This window comes from Hymenobacter sublimis, assembly GCF_023101345.1.
GTDB classification, from domain to species: domain Bacteria; phylum Bacteroidota; class Bacteroidia; order Cytophagales; family Hymenobacteraceae; genus Hymenobacter; species Hymenobacter sublimis.
Window position 1 is genome coordinate 3,278,596 of record NZ_CP095848.1, and the last position, 16,691, is coordinate 3,295,286.

Below are 16,691 nucleotides of genomic sequence, written 5' to 3' on the forward strand. Positions count from 1 at the left end.
GCCAGCACCGGCTACTACTTGCAATGTTAGCGGAATGTGCCGGAACTGCCAAATCAAAGGGAAGATTTTGCAGTTTGGATTGCTAACGCGAAATCTGGCCAAAAGGATGCACCCAGCCAGCCAATTACCACTTAACTTTTTCGGGGCGCTTATCATTCCCTTTCCCCGAATCTGGTTGCCCGGCAAGGGCGGTGCCAAGCTAGAAAGCTGGATTTTTTGCCCGCCGTCTGCATCTATTAAATAAGCCGTTTACTTTTGTCTTATTCCATTCTGCGTTTTCTGCTGTTATGCTGCAAGTTTCTGTCCTGAAAGAGCACACCGATGCGGTGCTGGCCGGCCTGGCCAAAAAACATTACAAAACCGCCGAAGCCGATGTGCAGGCCATTCTGACCCTGGACCAGCGCCGCAAAGACCTGCAAACGGCCCACGACTCGGCCCAGGCTGAAGCCAACGAGCTAGCCCGCCAGATTGGGGGCCTGATGAAAACCGGCGACAAAGCCGGCGCGGAAACCCTCAAAGCCCGCACGGCCGAGCTCAAGCAGCAAACCAAAGCCCACGCCGACGAGCTAAGCCAAGTGGAACTGGCCCTTCAGCAAACGCTGTATAAGCTGCCGAACCTACCCCACAGCAGCGTACCGGAAGGCCGCACGGCCCAGGACAACGAGGTGGTGCGCGAAGTAGGCCAGCAGCCTACCCTGCCCGCCGGCGCCCAACCCCACTGGGAGCTGATTAAGAAGTACGACATCATCGATTTTGACTTGGGCGTCAAGATTACGGGCGCGGGATTTCCCGTGTACAAAAACCAGGGTGCCCGGCTGCAGCGGGCCCTCATCAACTTTTTCCTGGATGAGGCGCGCGACGCCGGCTACATAGAAATTCAGCCTCCGGTGCTGGTCAATGAGGCCTCGGGCTACGGTACGGGCCAGCTCCCCGACAAGGAAGGCCAGATGTACCACGATGCCCAGGACAACCTGTTTCTGATTCCGACGGCTGAAGTGCCCATCACCAACCTCTACCGCGACGAAATTGTGCCGGTAGAGAAACTCCCGATTCGTAACGCCGGCTACACGCCCTGCTTCCGCCGCGAAGCTGGCTCCTGGGGCGCCGATGTGCGCGGCCTCAACCGCCTCCACCAGTTTGATAAGGTAGAAATTGTGCAAGTGGCCCTGCCCGAGCAGAGCTACACCCAGCTGGAAGAAATGCTGGCTCACATTGAGGGGCTGCTGCAGAAGTTACAGCTGCCCTACCGCGTGCTGCGCCTCTGCGGCGGCGACATGGGCTTTACTTCCGCCCTCACCTACGACCTGGAAGTGTGGTCGGCGGCCCAGGGCCGCTGGCTGGAAGTGTCCTCCTGCTCGAACTTTGAAACCTACCAGGCCAACCGCCTGAAGCTGCGCTACCGTACCGAAAACGGCAAAACCCAGCTACTGCACACGCTCAACGGTTCGGCCCTGGCCTTACCGCGCATTGTGGCCGCCCTGCTGGAAAATAACCAGCAGGAAGATGGCATCCATCTGCCGGAAGTGCTCCACTCTTACTGCGGCTTCAGCAAGATTGGGTAGAGCTGCTTGGGTAGTGTTCTGACTACCTGATAAACCGAGGTGGGCTACGAGTTTCTTTCCAAGAGAAAAGAGCTTGTAGCCCACTTCGTATTTTGTATAGAATTGGTTACGTAGTACTTGCCAACACGAAGCCACCACCTAGTTCAGGGCTACCCGAAAGGTAGACCCCTCCCCCACGGTGCTTTCTACCTGCAGTTCGCCCCCATTGCTTTCCACGATGCGGTTGACGAGAAACAGCCCGACGCCGGTTCCTTCGGCAGCATCGGGGTGGAAGCGACGAAACAGCTGAAACAAATCGGCCCCGTGCCGGGACAGGTCAATGCCCAGGCCGTTATCGGTGACGGAGAGCATAGCCTGGCCGGTAGGGCCACGCCAGCCGCGCACCCGCACCCGCGGAGGCCGGTCCGGATGACGGTAGCGCAGGGCGTTGCTGAGCAGGTTTAGCAGAATAGTGCGCAGATGACCCCGGTTGTAATGCACCGTGGGCAGGGCCTGAAAGTCATAGTCGATGAGAGCTGCGGTAGTGCGCAGCTGCGGAGCCAGGGCCTGCTGGATGTCGTCGGTTAGCTCGGCTAGCGCTACCTCCTCCTGCGTAGCCGATAAGGGCTGACGAGTATCCTGCACAATCACCGACAAATCGTCGATGGTAGTAAGCAAATCGTGCAGGGAAGCCTTGGTCATACTTATTAACAGCTGGCTTTCCCCTTCCTCGAAATTGACTACCCGGCACAACTCATCAAACAGGCCTTGCAAGTTCTGCACGGGCTGCTTCAGGTCATGGGACGCCGCGTACACAAAGTTATCCAGGTCTTGGTTGGTGCGGGCTAGCTGGCGGTTGGCGGTATCCAGGGCGCGGTTGCGGGTCTGCGCTTCGGTGTGGGCAGTGCGCAGGCTTTCATTGGAGGCGGCCAGCTCCTGCCGGGTTGCCGTCAGCTCCGCCAATGACTGGCGCAACTCCTGATTTATGCGCTCCAGATCAGCGTGGTAGCGGTCCTGGTGCTGCCGCCATTCGTTGCGCTCAATGGCGTGACGAACCACCTTTAACAGCATATCATGGTCGAACCGGTGTTTGATCAGGTAATCGAGGGCGCCGTTGTTCAGGGCCTGAACAGCCAGCTCCCCGCTGTCAATGCCGGTTATCATCACCACGCACAGCCGCTCGACGGGCACTAGTTGCTTGAACTGCTCCAGCACTTCCAGGCCCGTACCGTCGGGCAGGTTGTAGTCTACAAGCACGCAGTCGGGTTGGTAGCGCTGAAACGCGACTACGGCCTCGGCCACCGTGGTAGCTTCGTGCAGTTCCAGCGTTTCGCCCGGGTTCCGGCTTAGGTAGCGGCGCAGCACTGCCCGGTCGGTATCACTGTCTTCAACCAGCAAGATTTTTTTCACGCGGTAATAGGCAACGGGGCGGCGGGCTAAGCAGGCAATTCAGAGGCTTCCAGCCAATAATGCACAATCAGGCGAACCTTCTCTTCCAGCTCCGCGTAGGCCAGCGGCTTGGTCAGGTAGCTGTTGGCCCCGAGCTGGTAGCAGGTAGCCACGTCCTTGGCGTTGGCGGAAGTGGTGAATATGACCACCGGAATAGAATGCAGGGAGGGGTCACCTTTGATGGCGCCCAGCACGTCGCGCCCGTCCAGGCCGGGCATGTTCAAGTCGAGCAGAATGATGGCCGGTAGGGTTTGCGGCCAGCCAATTTTGCGGCCCTGGCCCTGCAGGTAGTCCAGGGCCTGTTCGCCGTCTTCGCACCGGAGCACCGGGTTTTGGAGCGCATGCTTACGGAAAGCCCGGCCCAGCGCCGTAAAGTCTTCGGCGCTGTCTTCAACAATTAGAATAGGCTTTATAGCAGTTGTGTTCAACTTAATCGGGTATTGGAACGGAAAAATAAAAGGTCGAGCCCTGTCCGGTTATGGAATCAACCCAGATTTGCCCGCCCATTTTTTCAATCATTTTTTTCACGATGGCCAGCCCAGCCCCCGTGCCGCCGCCGTACTTGTTGGGTCCGTGCAGGCGCTTAAAAATGCGGAAGATGCTTTCGTGGTGCTTGGGGTCGATGCCAATGCCATTGTCGCGCACGTACAGGGTCCGGAACTTGGCCGGAACCGGTCCGCGCGGACTCAGCAGACCTTCGGGCGCTACGCCTACCCATACGTACCGGTCGGGTTTATCGTTGTAGCGCATGGCGTTGGTAAGCAGATTATTGAGCACTTCCCGCAGGCGCACTTCGTCGGCCAGTACCACGGGCAACTCTCCTTCCACTAGCAAAGTTGTGTTGGTTTCGCGCAGGCGCACTTGCAGTATATCCGTCACTTCCGCTAGCACAGCCTGTACGCTTACGGGCCGCAGCTCGGTTTCCACGCGGCCTACCCGGGAAAGCTGCAACAAGGACTCAATCAGGTTTTCCATGCGCTGGCTCAAGCGAATCAGGGTCCGGAGCTTTTCTACGCCTTCCTCATCCAACTTGTCGGCGTAGTCTTCCAGCAGGAACAGGGAGTAGTTATGAATGCCCCGTAGCGGCTCCTTTAAGTCGTGGGAGGCCACGTAAGCAAACGAATCCAGCTCCTCGTTGCTGCGCTCCAGCTCAGTGTTCAGGCGGCTGAGCACGGCGGCGCGGGTTTCCATTTCGCTGAACATCTTCAGGCGCATATCGGCAATGCGCAGGCGCAGCTCCTGGGCGGCCTCAATTTCAATGGGGCGCCACGCTTCCGACGTGTTTTCCACCGATTGGCTCCAGGCCGCAAACGACTGCCGGGGCGACAGCACGATTTCGCCGTTACGGTTTTCCTCCTGCTTTTGCTGCTTGCCGGCCCAGGTTACCTGCTGCAACACCTCCGGTCGAAACCAGATGATGTAGTCGCGGTGCTGCCGGTCGAGGCTGATGGCCAGAATGCCGCTGGCCACGGCCCGAATCTGGACGCCGGCCGGGTTGTGGCGGGCGTAGGAACTGGTATAGAAGACCTCCTCCGGTACGTTGGTATGCAGCCAGGTAATAAGCTCATCTAGCTGCGCCGGGGTAGGGGTAGCGCCCAGCAGCGCCCGTTCTCCGTCGAAGCACACGGCCACGCCCCCGCACGCAAAGGCATCGAGTACGGTAGGCGTATGTTCGTAAAGGGCCCGGCGGAAATCGGGCAGCTCGGCCATCAGGGCAAACAACCGGGCTTGGGTTTCGCGCAGGCGCAGCTGGTAGGCGAATACCTCGGCCTGCTCCTTGCTTTTAAGCAGGGAAGAAAACGTTTTGCCAATGAACTGGCACAGGTCGCGCAACTCGTAGCTGATCAGGCGCGGTGACTCATGGTGGCACATGAGCAGCCCCCATAGCTTGCCGTCCTGAATCAGGGAAATGCTCATGGAAGCCTGCACACCCATGTTTTTCAGGTACTCCACGTGAATAGGCGACACGCTGCGCAAGGTAGCGTAGGTCATGTCGGGCGGGCGGCCGGTGGAGGGCGTGCGCACGGGCACCAGGGGCACAGCCGCGTAGTTTACATCGGCAATAAAGCGCAGCCAGTTGCGCAGGTACATGGCCCGGGCCTGCTGCGGAATATCGGTAGCGGGGTAGTGCAGGCCCAGAAAGGGCTCCATGTCGGGGCGGCAGGCTTCGGCCACCACCTCGCCGCTTTCATCCTCGGCAAAGCGGTAGAGCATCACCCTATCGAAGCCCGTGATGTTGCTTACCTGCCGCACGGCGTGCTGGCAAAATTCCTTGACCGAAGTAGCCCCCAGCATCTGGCCCAGGGCTTCGTTAAGCGAAGGCATGTCCAGCGGGCCGGCGGTCAGGTCCTGCACCGGCTCGAACTCCAGCCACAGCAAGTCGTCGAAGCGGTGCTGAATAAGCTTGAAGTAGGGTTGGCTAGCCAGCTGATCGAGGCGCACGCCCTGCAGGCGCTGGTTTTCATCGAGGGTAAACCACTGGGTAGACAGCTCCTGCAGGCGCTCCTCATGGAAGAGGAAGGTTAGGTCGCGGCCAATCAGGGTTTCGGCGGGTAAGCCCAGCAGCTGGTCGGTGTTGGCGCTGGCTTGCACCACCCGGTGGGTGCGCGGGTCCAGGCACAACAGAAACCCATAGGGCTGGATGGAGCCCGGAATATGAATTGGCTCCCGGTCGCAGTTGGTGAGGGTAATGGGTTGCCCTACCAGACTTTCGTCGGTCAGGGTTGCGCCTGTTCTAACCATGCGTGTAAACGTTGAAAAGTAAGCGAGGCCGACGCTACAATAGCATCGGCATTGGCGGGAGTAGCAGCTTGCGTAAGCAAACCCACAAAGGTTTTCCAGAGCGGGCCGGTTTGCTCGGCGTGCCCACTGAAATACGCGCGGGCCGGAATATTGGCTTTGGCTAGCTGGCGGGCAATTACCTGCCCGCCCAGGGTGGAGCCTTCCAGAACGTACATAGCCCCCAAAAGCTGGGCGCGGGTTTCTAGGGGGGCAGCTCAGGCACGAGCGGCAGGGTAGCAGCTTCGGGTAAGTCCTGGCGCAGCAGGTGGGCCCGGTAGCGGCGGGGCAACTCCCAGGCCGGGCCCAGTAATTCTTCGTTAGAACGGAGCTGGGCTTCGAACGGCGCTACAAAGCCGTAGAGCCGCGCCAGAAACTGCTGGGTAAGCGCCTCCGTGATGGTTCCGTTACCCAGGGCCTGGTTGAAGGGCAGTTGCTCGAGAGCCTCGTGCACGGCCCGGGTTTCGTGGCGCAGGCGGGCAAGAATATCAACGGTAGTACTCGAAGACGACATATGCAGCAGACAACGCCGAATCAGGCGGATAGTGATGACCCGTACGCTGCGTAAGAAGCAAAGGTAGGTGAATCCGTGCTCCAGTAAATCAATAGTGGGCCAGTTGATTATCCGCGTAGCACCAGGCCCATTGCTCGCCGGGCTCAGCCGAAACCACTATTGGGTGCTGGGTAGCGTGAAAATGGCGAGTAGCGTGCTTGTTCTTCGAGGAGTCGCAGCACCCTACTTGGCCGCAGGTTTGGCATACCCGCAGGTGCACCCAGGTGTCGCCCAGGGCCACGCATTCAGGGCAGGTGGGCTCAGCGGGTGCGGGCAGTATCGTTGCCAAGGAGTGAAGATGGTGGCAGAGAGGCATGGCAAGTGGGAGTGAAAGCAGGAACGAATATACCCCGCTACGGAAACAGTCACGGGTCCGGTACGTGCCGCAGGGCACCTAGTCCAGCACGGTGGTTACCACGCGCAGGGCCCCGCTGGTGAGGGTTTTCTGAACCGGGCATTTCTCCGCAATCAGGTAGAGACGCTGGCGCTGCTCCGGAGTCAGGGGCCCCAGCAGACGCAGCTCTTTGCGGACTTCCTCCAGCATTTCCCCGGCCTGCTCACACTGGTCGCAGTCGAGGCGATGGACGCGGTGGTGGCTGAGGCCCACCTCAATGCCTTCGAGCGGCCAGTGTTTCTGGGTGGCATACAGCCGGAGCGTGATGGCCGTGCACGCGCCCAAGGCCGAGAGCAGCAAATCGTACGGAGTAGGCCCCCGGTCTTGCCCGCCTACACTCCGCGGCTCATCCACGAAATACGTATGGTGGCCCGCCTGAATTTCGGCCAACAAGGCCTCAGGACCAACTTTAACAAGTACCGTGGCGGGAGGGGAAGCTTCAGGCATGGCAAATGGAAAAACAGGTAAGATGCGGCGACTACTTAAAAGCAGAACGTACGAATTTTTCCTCATCCTGTCTCACGGAATCGCACAAAGAGCACAACTGGAGAACTGGTAAGCGCTGCCGTTCCACATCAGCACGAGCTGTGCCGGCACGAAAAAGCCGCTCCTGCCCAGTAGACAGAAGCGGCTTGATAGGATAGCGGCGGTCAGGCAGTGCTATCTTTAGGATTTCGGCGTGTAGGGGAATTTCTTGGAGGCGTTGCGCATCAGCATGTCCACGATGTTCTCGGTGGAGCTGAACACCGAGCCCGAAGCCAGGTAGTCGTACTTCCACAGCAGCTTGCCGGCTTCGCCCTCGTGAATGTTCACGGTGATGTTGGCTTGGTTGGTAGCACCCCAGGCACCTACCAACAGACCGACAGCTACGGCAGCCCCGTCGCTCATGGGTTTGGTGGTCCGCACGCTGGTCGTCAGCACAGCATCCACGCCCAAAATTTTAGCCAGCTCCTGGGGAGAGTGAGTGCGCAGCTCGTTATACGGAATGTTGCTTTCCCGCAGGCGTGCGTTGGTTTGCATCACATCCTGAAAATCAACGGTGTAGCCACGCTGCGTTTTACGACGAAGCAGCCAGGAGTACACTTTTTCCTGAAAGTCGTGCCCACTTTTCAGCTCCATTTCCTGCAGCTGGGCCGGGGTAGTGCTCTTCATTTGGTTGGGGCGCAACTGCATGGTAACGGCGGCGGGCAGGATGGCTACCGTTTTGTGCTTGGGGGCATAGGAACGGAAGTCCTGGGCCATATAAATGCTGGGTCCGCAGGCCGTCAACAGCACGGACACGAACAGAACCATCAGTACCCGAAGGGTAGAAACTTGCATAGAAAAAAGAAAATGAATGATTTTAGGATTATGCCTGACCAATCAGCCTACAAGTATACTAGATACCATCCCAATATCATGCGTTTCTTAGCTGACCTAAAATTGAATTTTACCGTCCGTCACGGGCTGGGGGCAGGTCCAGGGTAAACTGAATATCCCGCATGCAGCGGAAGTGCCCCTGCGGACATTTTTCGTAGCCAATCTTGGAACAGGGCCGGCAGGGTAGCCCAGGCACCTCCAGAATGCGGAATTCTGTGCGGTACGGGTACATGCCAAACTCCGGCACCGTGTTACCCCAAACGCTGAATATCTCCTTCCGAAATGCAGCGGCTATGTGCATTAAACCAGTATCATGGCTGACTACGAAGCGCGCCTGCCGCACCAAGGACGCCGACTGGTTCAGATTGAACTTGCCGCAGGCATTGTAAATAACGGTGGCCGGAGCCGGCGCAGCAGGTAGCGCCGGAAAATAGTAGGGGCTGTCAGGAATTTGAGCGGGCGCGGGCGGGGAACTGGCCGTTTGGTTGTCAAAGGCCAGCTCAATGATATGGCCGGTACTTTCGTCCTCGGGGCCGCCCAGTAGCACCACGGGTTGGCGCAGCAGTCCACACAGTTCAATAATGCGCTCCACGGGTAGCCGCTTGGTAGCGTGCTGGGCTCCAATGGCAAAGGCCACGTAGCCCCGCTGAAAAACCGGGGGTAGCGCCGCACTCAGGTTCACCTCATCCTTGGCCGGAATAAAGTAATCCAGCCCCTGCCCATCGTTTTTCACGCCCAGCGGCGCGGCCGCGGCCAGGTAACGCTCCACGATGTGCACGCGGGGCAGGGTATTCACTTTGAAACGCACCAACAGCCACTTGCGCCAGTTCAGCTTGTCAAACGAGGCCGACTTCACCCCGAGCTGAGCCTTAAGCAAAGCGGTGCGCAGGTTGTGGTGCAAATCCACAACGAAGTCGAATTGCTCGGCCTTCAGCTCGGCTACCAACTCCCGCAACGAACCGGTCAGGCAGTGCACCTTGTCGATGTAGGGATTGGGCTCCAGAAAGCTGCGGAAGCCTGGCTTGGTAGCAAAGTGCACCTGCGCCCCCGGCACCTGCAGCTTCAGGCACCGCACCACGGGTGTGGTCAGCACAATGTCGCCGATGGAAGAAAAGCGCAGAACCAGAATCTTCATGGGTGTAAGTGACAGGTGAATGGTGATGAGGTGATAGGTAAAGACTACAAGAACGCCGTGCAGAGCCCAAGGCGAAGCATCTCGCGGGCTGAGGTTGTGGTGCTACTCAGAGTCAGCCCGCAAGACCGCTCACCAAGCCCGGAACGACGACCCGGCTTGTCACCTGTTACCTACCACGTATCACCTCTACCCAAACAACGAATCCTTGAATTCCAGCGGAGCTTTAATGCCGGCCTTGCGCTGGGCAAAGTATTCTGCTACTTCCGCCGCCGACTTGGCGTTAAAGGTCATGTCCTTGGTCAGCCCACCCTTGCGGCCCATGAGCACGCCGTAGCGCATGTCGGCGTAGCCGTTGGTGTGGTGAGCGTCGGGGTTGATACTAAGCGGCACGCCTTTGTCTAGGGCGTACCGTACCCAGCGCCAGTCCAGGTCGAGGCGCCAGGGGTTGGCGTTGATTTCGATAATGACGTTGTGCTGGGCGCAGGCGTCAATAATTGCTTTGTGGTCGAGGGGGTAGCCCTCCCGGCGCAGCAGCAGGCGGCCGGTAGGGTGGCCCAGCATGGTGGTGTAAGGGTTTTCGATGGCGCGCAGCACGCGAGTAGTGGCCTTGCGCTCGTCCATTTTCAGGTTGGAGTGCACCGAGGCCACAATGAAATCGAAGGTTTCCAGCACCGCGGGCGGGTAGTCTAGGGAGCCATCGGAGAGAATATCCGACTCAATGCCCTTAAAAATGCGGAACGGGGCCAGCTCCTGGTTGAGCTCATCTATTTCGCGCTGCTGCTGGCGCACGCGCTCCGGCTGCAGGCCGTTGGCGTAGTGCGCCGCCTGCGAATGGTCGCAGATGCCGAGGTATTCGTAGCCTTGGTCGCGCAGGAACGTGGCCATTTCGCGCAGGCTGTGGCTACCGTCGGAGTAGGTACTGTGGTTGTGCAGGGAGCCGCGCAGGTCCTGGTCTTCCAGCAGGGTAGGCAGCTTGTTTTCGCGGGCCAAAGCCAGCTCGCCGAGGCCTTCGCGCAGCTCGGGCTCCACGTACTGCAGGCCAGCGCGCTGGTAGAGGTCCTGCTCCGAGGCAAACCGTTCCCGCTTTAACCACTGACGCAGGGTGGCGGGCTGGCCGGGCCGGGTTTCCGTCGAAATAGCCCCGCTCAGGTGGGGTTCGGCGGCCGAGTGCAGCAGCAGCTGGTTGGTGAAGTCGGTGGGGGTAGCCAGCACGATTTCCACCTTTACGCCGGAGGTCGTGGCCGTGCCGCGCCAGGCAAAGGGGCCACTGCGGCGCGCATCGGGCGTAATGCCTTCCAACTGGTCTAGCAAAGTGTGCACCTCGGCAGGCTGGGTAGTAGCCACTACCAGCAGCACAGTTTCAATCGTTTCGAGGCGGCGGCGCACTTCGCCGGCTACGGCGGCTTGCTCCACCCCGGCTACCTCGTGCACGCGGCGGGCCAAGTCCTCAGCCAATTCCTCCGCCTGCGGATAGAGCAGTTTGCCCTGGCTCTGGCTCGTAAATTCAAGGGCCGCCAGAATAGAGTCCTGGGTTTTCTGGCCGAAGCCTTTGAGCTTGCTGACCTCGTTGTTTTCGGCGGCCTGGCGCAGTTGCTCGGGGCTTTCAATGCCCAGCTCTTTCCACAGGGCCCGAATTTTCTTGGGGCCGATGCCCTTGATGTTCAGCAGCTCGATTACGCCGGGCGGCGTGATGCTCAGCAGGCGCGTCAATTCCTCAAACGAGCCGGTATCCAGCATTTCGGCCACTTTGGCGGCGGCAGTTTTGCTCAGGCCCGTGCGGTCGGGTAGGCCGTGGCGCTCAATGCTGGCCACGGGCACACTTAGCTGCTCCAGGGCATTCACGGTGCCCTCGTAGGCCCTGATTTTAAACGGATTTTCCTCGTGCAGCTCCAGCAGTTGGGCCGTGAGGCGGAAGGCACGAATAAGGGCGCGGTTGTCCATAGCGGGCAAAGGTAACTTGTGGGAGAGGCATTCGCGTGCTCCCGGCCGAAACACAGTTCCCGGCCTCCGATTTGCTACATTCGGAGCAGGAAGCGGGCCGGGAATCGTCTTTCCTGCTACGAAAGCCGTTTAGGTAACGGTTATTTCCTTTTTACTTCCTGCTCACGTAAACCGCTCTTTCATGCGTCTGTTCACGCTCCTGTGCTCTTTAAGCGTGCTGCTGCTGGCCGCTACCTGCAACAACGACCCCAAAACGGCCACCCAACTCAAGCAACTAGAGCGCACCTGGCTGCACGCCCACGAGGAAGACCAGGGCGACGTGCGTGTGTACCGGCCCAACACCTACGCCTTCCCGCCCTCGCGGGGCCGCACCGGCTTTGCCTTCGACCACAACGGCCTATTCACCCAGTACGACATTGCCCCCACCGATGGCATTGAGGGCCGCAAGGGCCGCTGGTCAGCCATTAACGACCATAGCCTGCGCATCACCCTCGACGATAAAAAGGAGCCCGATTACACCCTGGAAATTGTGTCCTTGGAAAACGACATGCTGAAAGTGCGCCGGGTAGAGCCGTAGCGCCGTGCAACCATTCGGCGGGCGCGAGGCTCCCTTAGGCGTACTGATTTCCTGACTTATGCGCGCTACTTTGCTTGTCTGCTTTGTAATGGTCCTTTTTCTGAGCGGTTGCAAGAAAGAGGAGTCCTCGGTGCCAGCTGAGCTACTATTTGGCCAGACCTGGCACAACACCTTCCAGCAAAAGGAGGGCGACTTCTTTGTCTTCAAGTCCGAGCCCCAGATGAACGTCGGGTGGCACTACGACAGCTTCCGATTGGAGGCCGATGGTCAGTTTGTGGAGGAAGGACCAGGCCCCGCCGACGGCCTGGAATCACGCCCCGGCGCCTGGACCCGAGAAGATGCCCACAAGTACCGCATCCGGTTTACGGATGGCACGCGGCCGGGGTATTTGCTGGAAGTTAAGCTCCTAGACAAGCAAAGCTTGCAGGCGCGCCGGGTGTACTAGCCCGGCCAGGGCGCCAGCAGGCACTGCGGCTTCTTTTGTAGCTTGCGGGCTATGAACTACTGGCTCGTTAAATCCGAACCCGCGGCCTACTCCTGGGCCGATTTCACCCGCGACGGCGGCACCGACTGGACTGGGGTGCGCAACTTTCAGGCCCGCAATTTCTTGCAGCAAATGCAGCCCGGCGACTTGGTACTGTACTACCATAGCGTCACGGACAAGCAGGTAGTGGGCATTGCGGCAGTAGCCGCGCCAGCCGCGCCCGATGCCACCGCCGAAGCCGGCAGCGGCTGGGTAGCGGTGCACCTGAAACCTCATCAGCCCCTCCCCCGCCCCGTAGCCCTGGCCCAAATAAAGCAAGACGCCCGCCTCTCGCAGATTGGGCTGCTGCGTCAGTCCCGGCTTTCGGTGATGCCCCTCAAGGGAGAAGAGTTTGATGTGCTGCTGGAGCTAGCCAGCTAAACGCCCGTTCCAGTTTTTACCAATGTACCTACTGCCCAGGCCGCCAGCGGCCTGGGCAGCTTGCGTTACCAGGGCCAGAGCGCCGAACAAATGCCGGACCGCCAGGCGGTTCAGTTAGGTGTTGTGCGGGTTTCACCGTATCTTACTTAACCAGCGGCTCCCACCCTTTCCGGCCCTCCTTATGCGACACCTGTACCTCTTTACTGGCCTGCTGTTCTGCTTTTTCGCGGCGGCAGCCCAAGCGCCCAAGCCCCCGGTAGTACCCACTCAGCCCTACCGGCTGGAGCTACCCCTGGAAGCCTACTCCAGCGACGTGCTAGTGCAGCCCTTGCTGGAAGACAGCAGCTTGGTGCTGCTAGTAGAAAAGGAACCCTTGCTGACGGGCAAATCGGAGTATACCTTCCAAAAGTTTGACCACCGCCTTCAGCCGGGCCAAGTGGTGCCCCTACCCGTGCCACGCGGCTACGAGTTTCGGCAGATCTGCGCCGAGGGCACTGATGTGTATGCCTTGTTTCAGGGCACCACGGAAGGCACTTTGTGGGTAGCAGCTTTCGACTCACGCACCGGAGAGCTAGGTACGGGGGAGTTCAAAACCAAGCGCGCCCGCCAGGTGCACGACCTCAAAGCCCTGGATGGCAACTTGTTCGTAACCGTTGAGGCCGACATGCACCTAACCATTTTGCTGCTGGATTTACGGGCCGCCACCTTCCGGTTTCTGCCTTCGGTATATGAGCCCTTGCCCGCTACCTTCACGTTCCTGGCCGACTCTGTAACTAAGCGTGCCGAGCTGATTCTGAGCGAAACCAACGGGTTTAAGTCGCGGCTGCAGCTCAAGCAGCTCTCCGACAACGGGCAGCTGCTGCACTCCGAGTTTGTGCAGGCGGGCAGTGAGCGGGGACTGTTGGAGGCCCAGCTCAGCCCCGGCGACAGCGCTGCCCGGCTCCTAGCGGGCACCTATACCCTGCGCGATTCTCGCTACTCCCAGGGCTTGTTTGCCGCCGATTTAAACGCTGGCGTTACGCCCACCGGGCAGCGCCGCTCCTTGCGCTACTACGATTTCCTGAATTTCAAGCACTTCTTTGACTTTATGAAGCCCGCGCGGGTGGCCCGCATGCGGCAACGCAGTGAGCGGCTTCGCGCCTCCGACCGTCAGTACCGCCACCGCTACCGCCTGCTCATGCATGATATGCTGCCCAGCCCCGAGGGGTACGTGTTGGTAGCCGAAGTGTATTTCCCGCGCTATAACACGTCTAGCTACAACAACCTGGGTGGCCTTTACAACTACGGCTACGGCAACAACTTCGGCCCGTTGGCGCGCTCCTACAACGCCGTGAATCGGCGTAATGAGGGCTACCGGACCACGCACGCCCTAATCTGTGGCTTCGACCGCCAGGGCAACCTACTCTGGGATAATTCCTTTCTGCTTGATGAGGTAGAGCATTTTTCGTTGCAGGAAGCCGTGCGGGTGCGCCCCCTAGGCGACGGGCGCCGCTTGGTAATGGCCTACCTGAAAGAAAATGAGTTCTATTACAAAATGGTAGACCAGACCACCGCTACCCCCAACGACTGGAAGGTAGAGCTCCAGACTACTACCACCGAGGCCGCCGAAAAAACCACCAATACTCAGCAGGAGCAACTCATCACTTGGTATGGTGGCCGCTTCCTGGCTTCGGGTTATCAGCACATCAAGCCCACAAAAGGCCCCGACCGGGAGGTATTCTTCCTGAATGTGCTGGAATTCAAATAAGCCTTGGCGCCCCCACACAAAAAGCGACCCTGCCAGCCGGCAGGGTCGCTTTTTTGTTTTTCAAACCAAGCAGATGACTACCGGCTGGCCTCGCCCACTACATTGGGCAGAATTTTGGCCAGTTGGCTGACCTGCTCCCGAGTGAAGTTGCCGGCTACCGAAACCAGCACAAACGAATCGGCTGACTCTTGCTTGCCTACCGCCACAAACTCCGATACCCGGCCGCCTTGCTCGCGCACGGAGTAACGCAGCTGATTCGGATTATCGGCGGAGGCTGACACGGCTAAAGGAGTGTAGCGCTCATTGGCCAGTAGCCCTTCCACTTCCTTGTCTAACCCCTCGGCCACTAGGTCGCGGGCACTGCCGGTGGTGGGGGCGAAGGTGATGATCCGGGCGCTGCGGATGGCGGTTAGGGCCTGACTTACGTCATTGTCGCCGCCTATTTTGGCAATGCGCCCGAGCAAAAAGCGCGTGGTCAGGCCCGCATTCCAATCGGTGGCTTTAAAGCCAGGACGGTTTTCGTATTTGTTGAAGAATTCAGCGACCGTACGGGCGGGCTGGCCCGGGCCGCTGGCGCGGCAGCCAGCCAGCAGCAACAAAGCCACGGCTAGCAGGAAGGAGAAGTTACGAAGCTTCATGTGGGGTAGGTGTAGATTGAGAAGAGAGATTGTAGGCCCTGTACGCGGGCAAGCGGTTGGCTGTTGGCACGGTGGCGCTTACCATCAGCACCAGCCCGTAAAAAAAGCGGCGCGCCTAGAGGCACGCCGCTTTTCTGGAGGTTGCTACCGGGCCTTAGGGCTGGGGAGCGTTCGGGATGAAGAATTCAAACTTGAACTCTACCCGGCGGTTCTGCGACATGTTTTTCGACGACGTGTTTGGCGCCGCTGGCTCCGATTCGCCACGGCCTTCCGTTACGATGCGGGTGGGGTCAACCTGCTTGCCGGTGAAATAACGCTTCACCGAGCCAGCCCGCCGCTCCGACAGAGCTTGGTTGTACTCATCGGTACCACGGGAGTCAGCGTGGCCAATCACGCGCAGGCTGTACTCGGGATGGTCGTTGAGGGCTTTCACCATCTTATCGAGCGTGCCGTAGGAGGTGCGCTTAATCACGGTGCTGTTGGTTTCGAAGCGGATGGGCTGCTCCAGTTTGCGCACGCCCGGATCAATTTCCATGGGGCAGCCGTTGGCGTCTACTTTGGCGCCGCGCGGCGTGTCGGGGCACTTATCAGCGCTATCTGGGATACCATCACCGTCGGCGTCTACTACCAGCGGGCAGCCGTTAGCATCCACCTGGGTACCGGCCGGGGTGCCGGGGCACTTGTCGTTTTGGTCAGCTACGCCGTCACCGTCGGCATCGGGGCAACCGCGCAGGGCGGGTAGGCCAGCCTGGTCGGGGCACTGGTCATCCTTGTCAGCCACACCGTCGTTGTCCCGGTCGGGGCAGCCTTGCATGGCCGCCGTGCCAGCTTCGGTTGGGCACTGGTCCTGGTAATCTGGAACGCCGTCTTTGTCGCCATCAAGTGGGCAGCCGGTTTCGTCAACTGCTACGCCAGCGGGCGTGTCAGGACATTTATCTTTGCGGTCGGAAACACCGTCGTTATCGGTGTCTTTGGCTTTACCCAAGGCAAAGTTCAGGCCCACGGTGTGCTGCAAGAACCGGTCGTCGATGCTGTTGTCGTCGCGGGCAGGGTCGCCGTCAATGTTGGCATTGAGCGGGAAGTGCTGGCCGGTTTGCACGAACAGGTGCACGGCCTCGCCCAGGCGGAAGTCAATGCCCGCGGCCCCGAACAAGTCAAAGTAGTTCTTGTCCTGGTCGGTGGGCTCGGTGCGGTTGTTGCGGAAGATAGTACCCTCGCGGCTGGTGTAGGTCAGGCCCGGGGCGGCCAGCAAGTAGGGGCGCACGGGCGAATCCTCACTCAGCAGCTTGAACTTCAGGCCCAGGTTCACATTTACCACGTTGGTGGCGAAGTTGCTGCCGAAGTAGGGGGCGCCGGCCGGGGCCGTCTTCTTCAGCTCCACGTAATTGCCGCTCAGCTGCAGGTCCAGGCCGCTGGTCAGGTAGCGGCTGATCGTCAGGCCGGGCGCGTACTTGTTCTCGCTCCAGTTCCAGTAGTCAGAACCGAAGTTGCCCTTGTACTGCATGGCACTCACGTTGAGGCCGATGGCCGTCTTGCGGTCGGCGTTCTGCGCCTGGACCCGCGGCGCCGCCGCCAGAAGAAGCGTCAGCCCCAGGGCCGCTGAAGTTGTTAAAAGGTGTCTCATGAGGGCGATATTAGGTGGAAGAATTGCACAGGCGGAAGCCGCCACCGCCCG

The 16,691-nt window shown here is 59.7% G+C and carries 17 protein-coding genes; 5 read left to right on the forward strand and 12 right to left on the reverse strand.

What is annotated here, in order from left to right; genetic code table 11:
• Positions 1-287 precede the first annotated feature (287 nt).
• Positions 288-1,562, forward strand: coding sequence for a serine--tRNA ligase (serS, locus tag MWH26_RS13640; RefSeq protein ID WP_247974724.1), 1,275 nt, complete (start codon positions 288-290; stop codon positions 1,560-1,562).
• 138 nt (positions 1,563-1,700) lie between these two features.
• On the opposite strand, the gene MWH26_RS13645 is transcribed toward serS, so the two are convergent.
• The 10 genes from MWH26_RS13645 to MWH26_RS13690 form a co-directional block, all read right to left on the reverse strand.
• Positions 1,701-2,951 carry a sensor histidine kinase gene (locus MWH26_RS13645; RefSeq protein ID WP_247974725.1) on the reverse strand — a complete coding sequence of 417 codons (1,251 nt, stop codon included), beginning with the start codon at positions 2,949-2,951 and terminating at the stop codon, positions 1,701-1,703.
• A gap of 26 nt (positions 2,952-2,977) precedes the next feature.
• The gene (locus MWH26_RS13650) at positions 2,978-3,418 is read right to left on the reverse strand and encodes a response regulator (RefSeq protein ID WP_244697158.1); all 441 of its coding nucleotides are present in this window, start codon (positions 3,416-3,418) and stop codon (positions 2,978-2,980) included.
• Between the two features lies 1 nt (position 3,419).
• Positions 3,420-5,732 (reverse strand): ATP-binding protein, encoded by a 2,313-nt coding sequence (locus tag MWH26_RS13655; RefSeq protein WP_247974726.1) that lies wholly within the window; start codon positions 5,730-5,732, stop codon positions 3,420-3,422.
• Positions 5,708-5,947, reverse strand: coding sequence for a biliverdin-producing heme oxygenase (locus MWH26_RS13660; protein WP_247974727.1), 240 nt, complete (start codon positions 5,945-5,947; stop codon positions 5,708-5,710). Before MWH26_RS13660 ends, MWH26_RS13655 begins: the two co-directional genes overlap by 25 nt.
• 26 nt (positions 5,948-5,973) lie before the next feature.
• Positions 5,974-6,282, reverse strand: coding sequence for a biliverdin-producing heme oxygenase (locus MWH26_RS13665; RefSeq protein WP_247974728.1), 309 nt, complete (start codon positions 6,280-6,282; stop codon positions 5,974-5,976).
• An 88-nt stretch (positions 6,283-6,370) separates the two neighbouring features.
• Complete coding sequence (locus tag MWH26_RS13670) at positions 6,371-6,610, reverse strand: UBP-type zinc finger domain-containing protein (protein ID WP_247974729.1); 240 nt, start codon at positions 6,608-6,610, stop codon at positions 6,371-6,373.
• Positions 6,611-6,715: 105 nt separating this feature from the next.
• Complete coding sequence (locus MWH26_RS13675) at positions 6,716-7,162, reverse strand: OsmC family protein (RefSeq protein ID WP_247974730.1); 447 nt, start codon at positions 7,160-7,162, stop codon at positions 6,716-6,718.
• Positions 7,163-7,381: 219 nt separating this feature from the next.
• Complete coding sequence (locus MWH26_RS13680) at positions 7,382-8,035, reverse strand: hypothetical protein (RefSeq protein ID WP_247974731.1); 654 nt, start codon at positions 8,033-8,035, stop codon at positions 7,382-7,384.
• A 109-nt stretch (positions 8,036-8,144) separates the two neighbouring features.
• Positions 8,145-9,209 carry a glycosyltransferase family 9 protein gene (locus MWH26_RS13685; RefSeq protein ID WP_247974732.1) on the reverse strand — a complete coding sequence of 355 codons (1,065 nt, stop codon included), beginning with the start codon at positions 9,207-9,209 and terminating at the stop codon, positions 8,145-8,147.
• Positions 9,210-9,395: 186 nt separating this feature from the next.
• Positions 9,396-11,150, reverse strand: a complete 1,755-nt coding sequence (locus MWH26_RS13690) for a DNA polymerase/3'-5' exonuclease PolX (protein WP_247974733.1) — start codon at positions 11,148-11,150, stop codon at positions 9,396-9,398.
• Positions 11,151-11,331: 181 nt separating this feature from the next.
• Here MWH26_RS13690 and MWH26_RS13695 point away from each other — a divergent pair, with 181 nt between their 5' ends.
• From MWH26_RS13695 to MWH26_RS13710, 4 genes are all read left to right on the forward strand, one after another.
• A complete protein-coding gene (locus tag MWH26_RS13695) occupies positions 11,332-11,727 on the forward strand; it encodes a hypothetical protein (RefSeq protein WP_247974734.1) in 396 nt (131 codons plus the stop codon).
• A gap of 88 nt (positions 11,728-11,815) precedes the next feature.
• Positions 11,816-12,172, forward strand: coding sequence for a hypothetical protein (locus MWH26_RS13700; RefSeq protein WP_247974735.1), 357 nt, complete (start codon positions 11,816-11,818; stop codon positions 12,170-12,172).
• A 51-nt stretch (positions 12,173-12,223) separates the two neighbouring features.
• Positions 12,224-12,631 (forward strand): EVE domain-containing protein, encoded by a 408-nt coding sequence (locus tag MWH26_RS13705; RefSeq protein ID WP_188556247.1) that lies wholly within the window; start codon positions 12,224-12,226, stop codon positions 12,629-12,631.
• Positions 12,632-12,812: 181 nt separating this feature from the next.
• Positions 12,813-14,378 (forward strand): hypothetical protein, encoded by a 1,566-nt coding sequence (locus MWH26_RS13710; RefSeq protein ID WP_247974736.1) that lies wholly within the window; start codon positions 12,813-12,815, stop codon positions 14,376-14,378.
• A 77-nt stretch (positions 14,379-14,455) separates the two neighbouring features.
• On the opposite strand, the gene MWH26_RS13715 is transcribed toward MWH26_RS13710, so the two are convergent.
• Both MWH26_RS13715 and MWH26_RS20205 read right to left on the reverse strand, forming a co-directional pair.
• The gene (locus MWH26_RS13715) at positions 14,456-15,016 is read right to left on the reverse strand and encodes a DUF4252 domain-containing protein (RefSeq protein WP_247974737.1); all 561 of its coding nucleotides are present in this window, start codon (positions 15,014-15,016) and stop codon (positions 14,456-14,458) included.
• A gap of 154 nt (positions 15,017-15,170) precedes the next feature.
• Positions 15,171-16,640, reverse strand: a complete 1,470-nt coding sequence (locus tag MWH26_RS20205; RefSeq protein ID WP_311136864.1) for an OmpA family protein — start codon at positions 16,638-16,640, stop codon at positions 15,171-15,173.
• Between the last annotated feature and the right edge of the window lie 51 nt (positions 16,641-16,691).

Coding starts and splice junctions, on each gene's coding strand:
- serS (WP_247974724.1), top strand. CDS start 288: ATGCTGCAAGTTTCTGTCCTGAAAGAGCACACCGATGCGGTGCTGGCC.
- MWH26_RS13655 (WP_247974726.1), bottom strand. CDS start 5,732: ATGGTTAGAACAGGCGCAACCCTGACCGACGAAAGTCTGGTAGGGCAA.
- MWH26_RS13660 (WP_247974727.1), bottom strand. CDS start 5,947: ATGTACGTTCTGGAAGGCTCCACCCTGGGCGGGCAGGTAATTGCCCGC.
- MWH26_RS13665 (WP_247974728.1), bottom strand. CDS start 6,282: ATGTCGTCTTCGAGTACTACCGTTGATATTCTTGCCCGCCTGCGCCAC.
- MWH26_RS13675 (WP_247974730.1), bottom strand. CDS start 7,162: ATGCCTGAAGCTTCCCCTCCCGCCACGGTACTTGTTAAAGTTGGTCCT.
- MWH26_RS13680 (WP_247974731.1), bottom strand. CDS start 8,035: ATGCAAGTTTCTACCCTTCGGGTACTGATGGTTCTGTTCGTGTCCGTG.
- MWH26_RS13685 (WP_247974732.1), bottom strand. CDS start 9,209: ATGAAGATTCTGGTTCTGCGCTTTTCTTCCATCGGCGACATTGTGCTG.
- MWH26_RS13690 (WP_247974733.1), bottom strand. CDS start 11,150: ATGGACAACCGCGCCCTTATTCGTGCCTTCCGCCTCACGGCCCAACTG.
- MWH26_RS13695 (WP_247974734.1), top strand. CDS start 11,332: ATGCGTCTGTTCACGCTCCTGTGCTCTTTAAGCGTGCTGCTGCTGGCC.
- MWH26_RS13700 (WP_247974735.1), top strand. CDS start 11,816: ATGGTCCTTTTTCTGAGCGGTTGCAAGAAAGAGGAGTCCTCGGTGCCA.
- MWH26_RS13705 (WP_188556247.1), top strand. CDS start 12,224: ATGAACTACTGGCTCGTTAAATCCGAACCCGCGGCCTACTCCTGGGCC.
- MWH26_RS13710 (WP_247974736.1), top strand. CDS start 12,813: ATGCGACACCTGTACCTCTTTACTGGCCTGCTGTTCTGCTTTTTCGCG.
- MWH26_RS13715 (WP_247974737.1), bottom strand. CDS start 15,016: ATGAAGCTTCGTAACTTCTCCTTCCTGCTAGCCGTGGCTTTGTTGCTG.
- MWH26_RS20205 (WP_311136864.1), bottom strand. CDS start 16,640: ATGAGACACCTTTTAACAACTTCAGCGGCCCTGGGGCTGACGCTTCTT.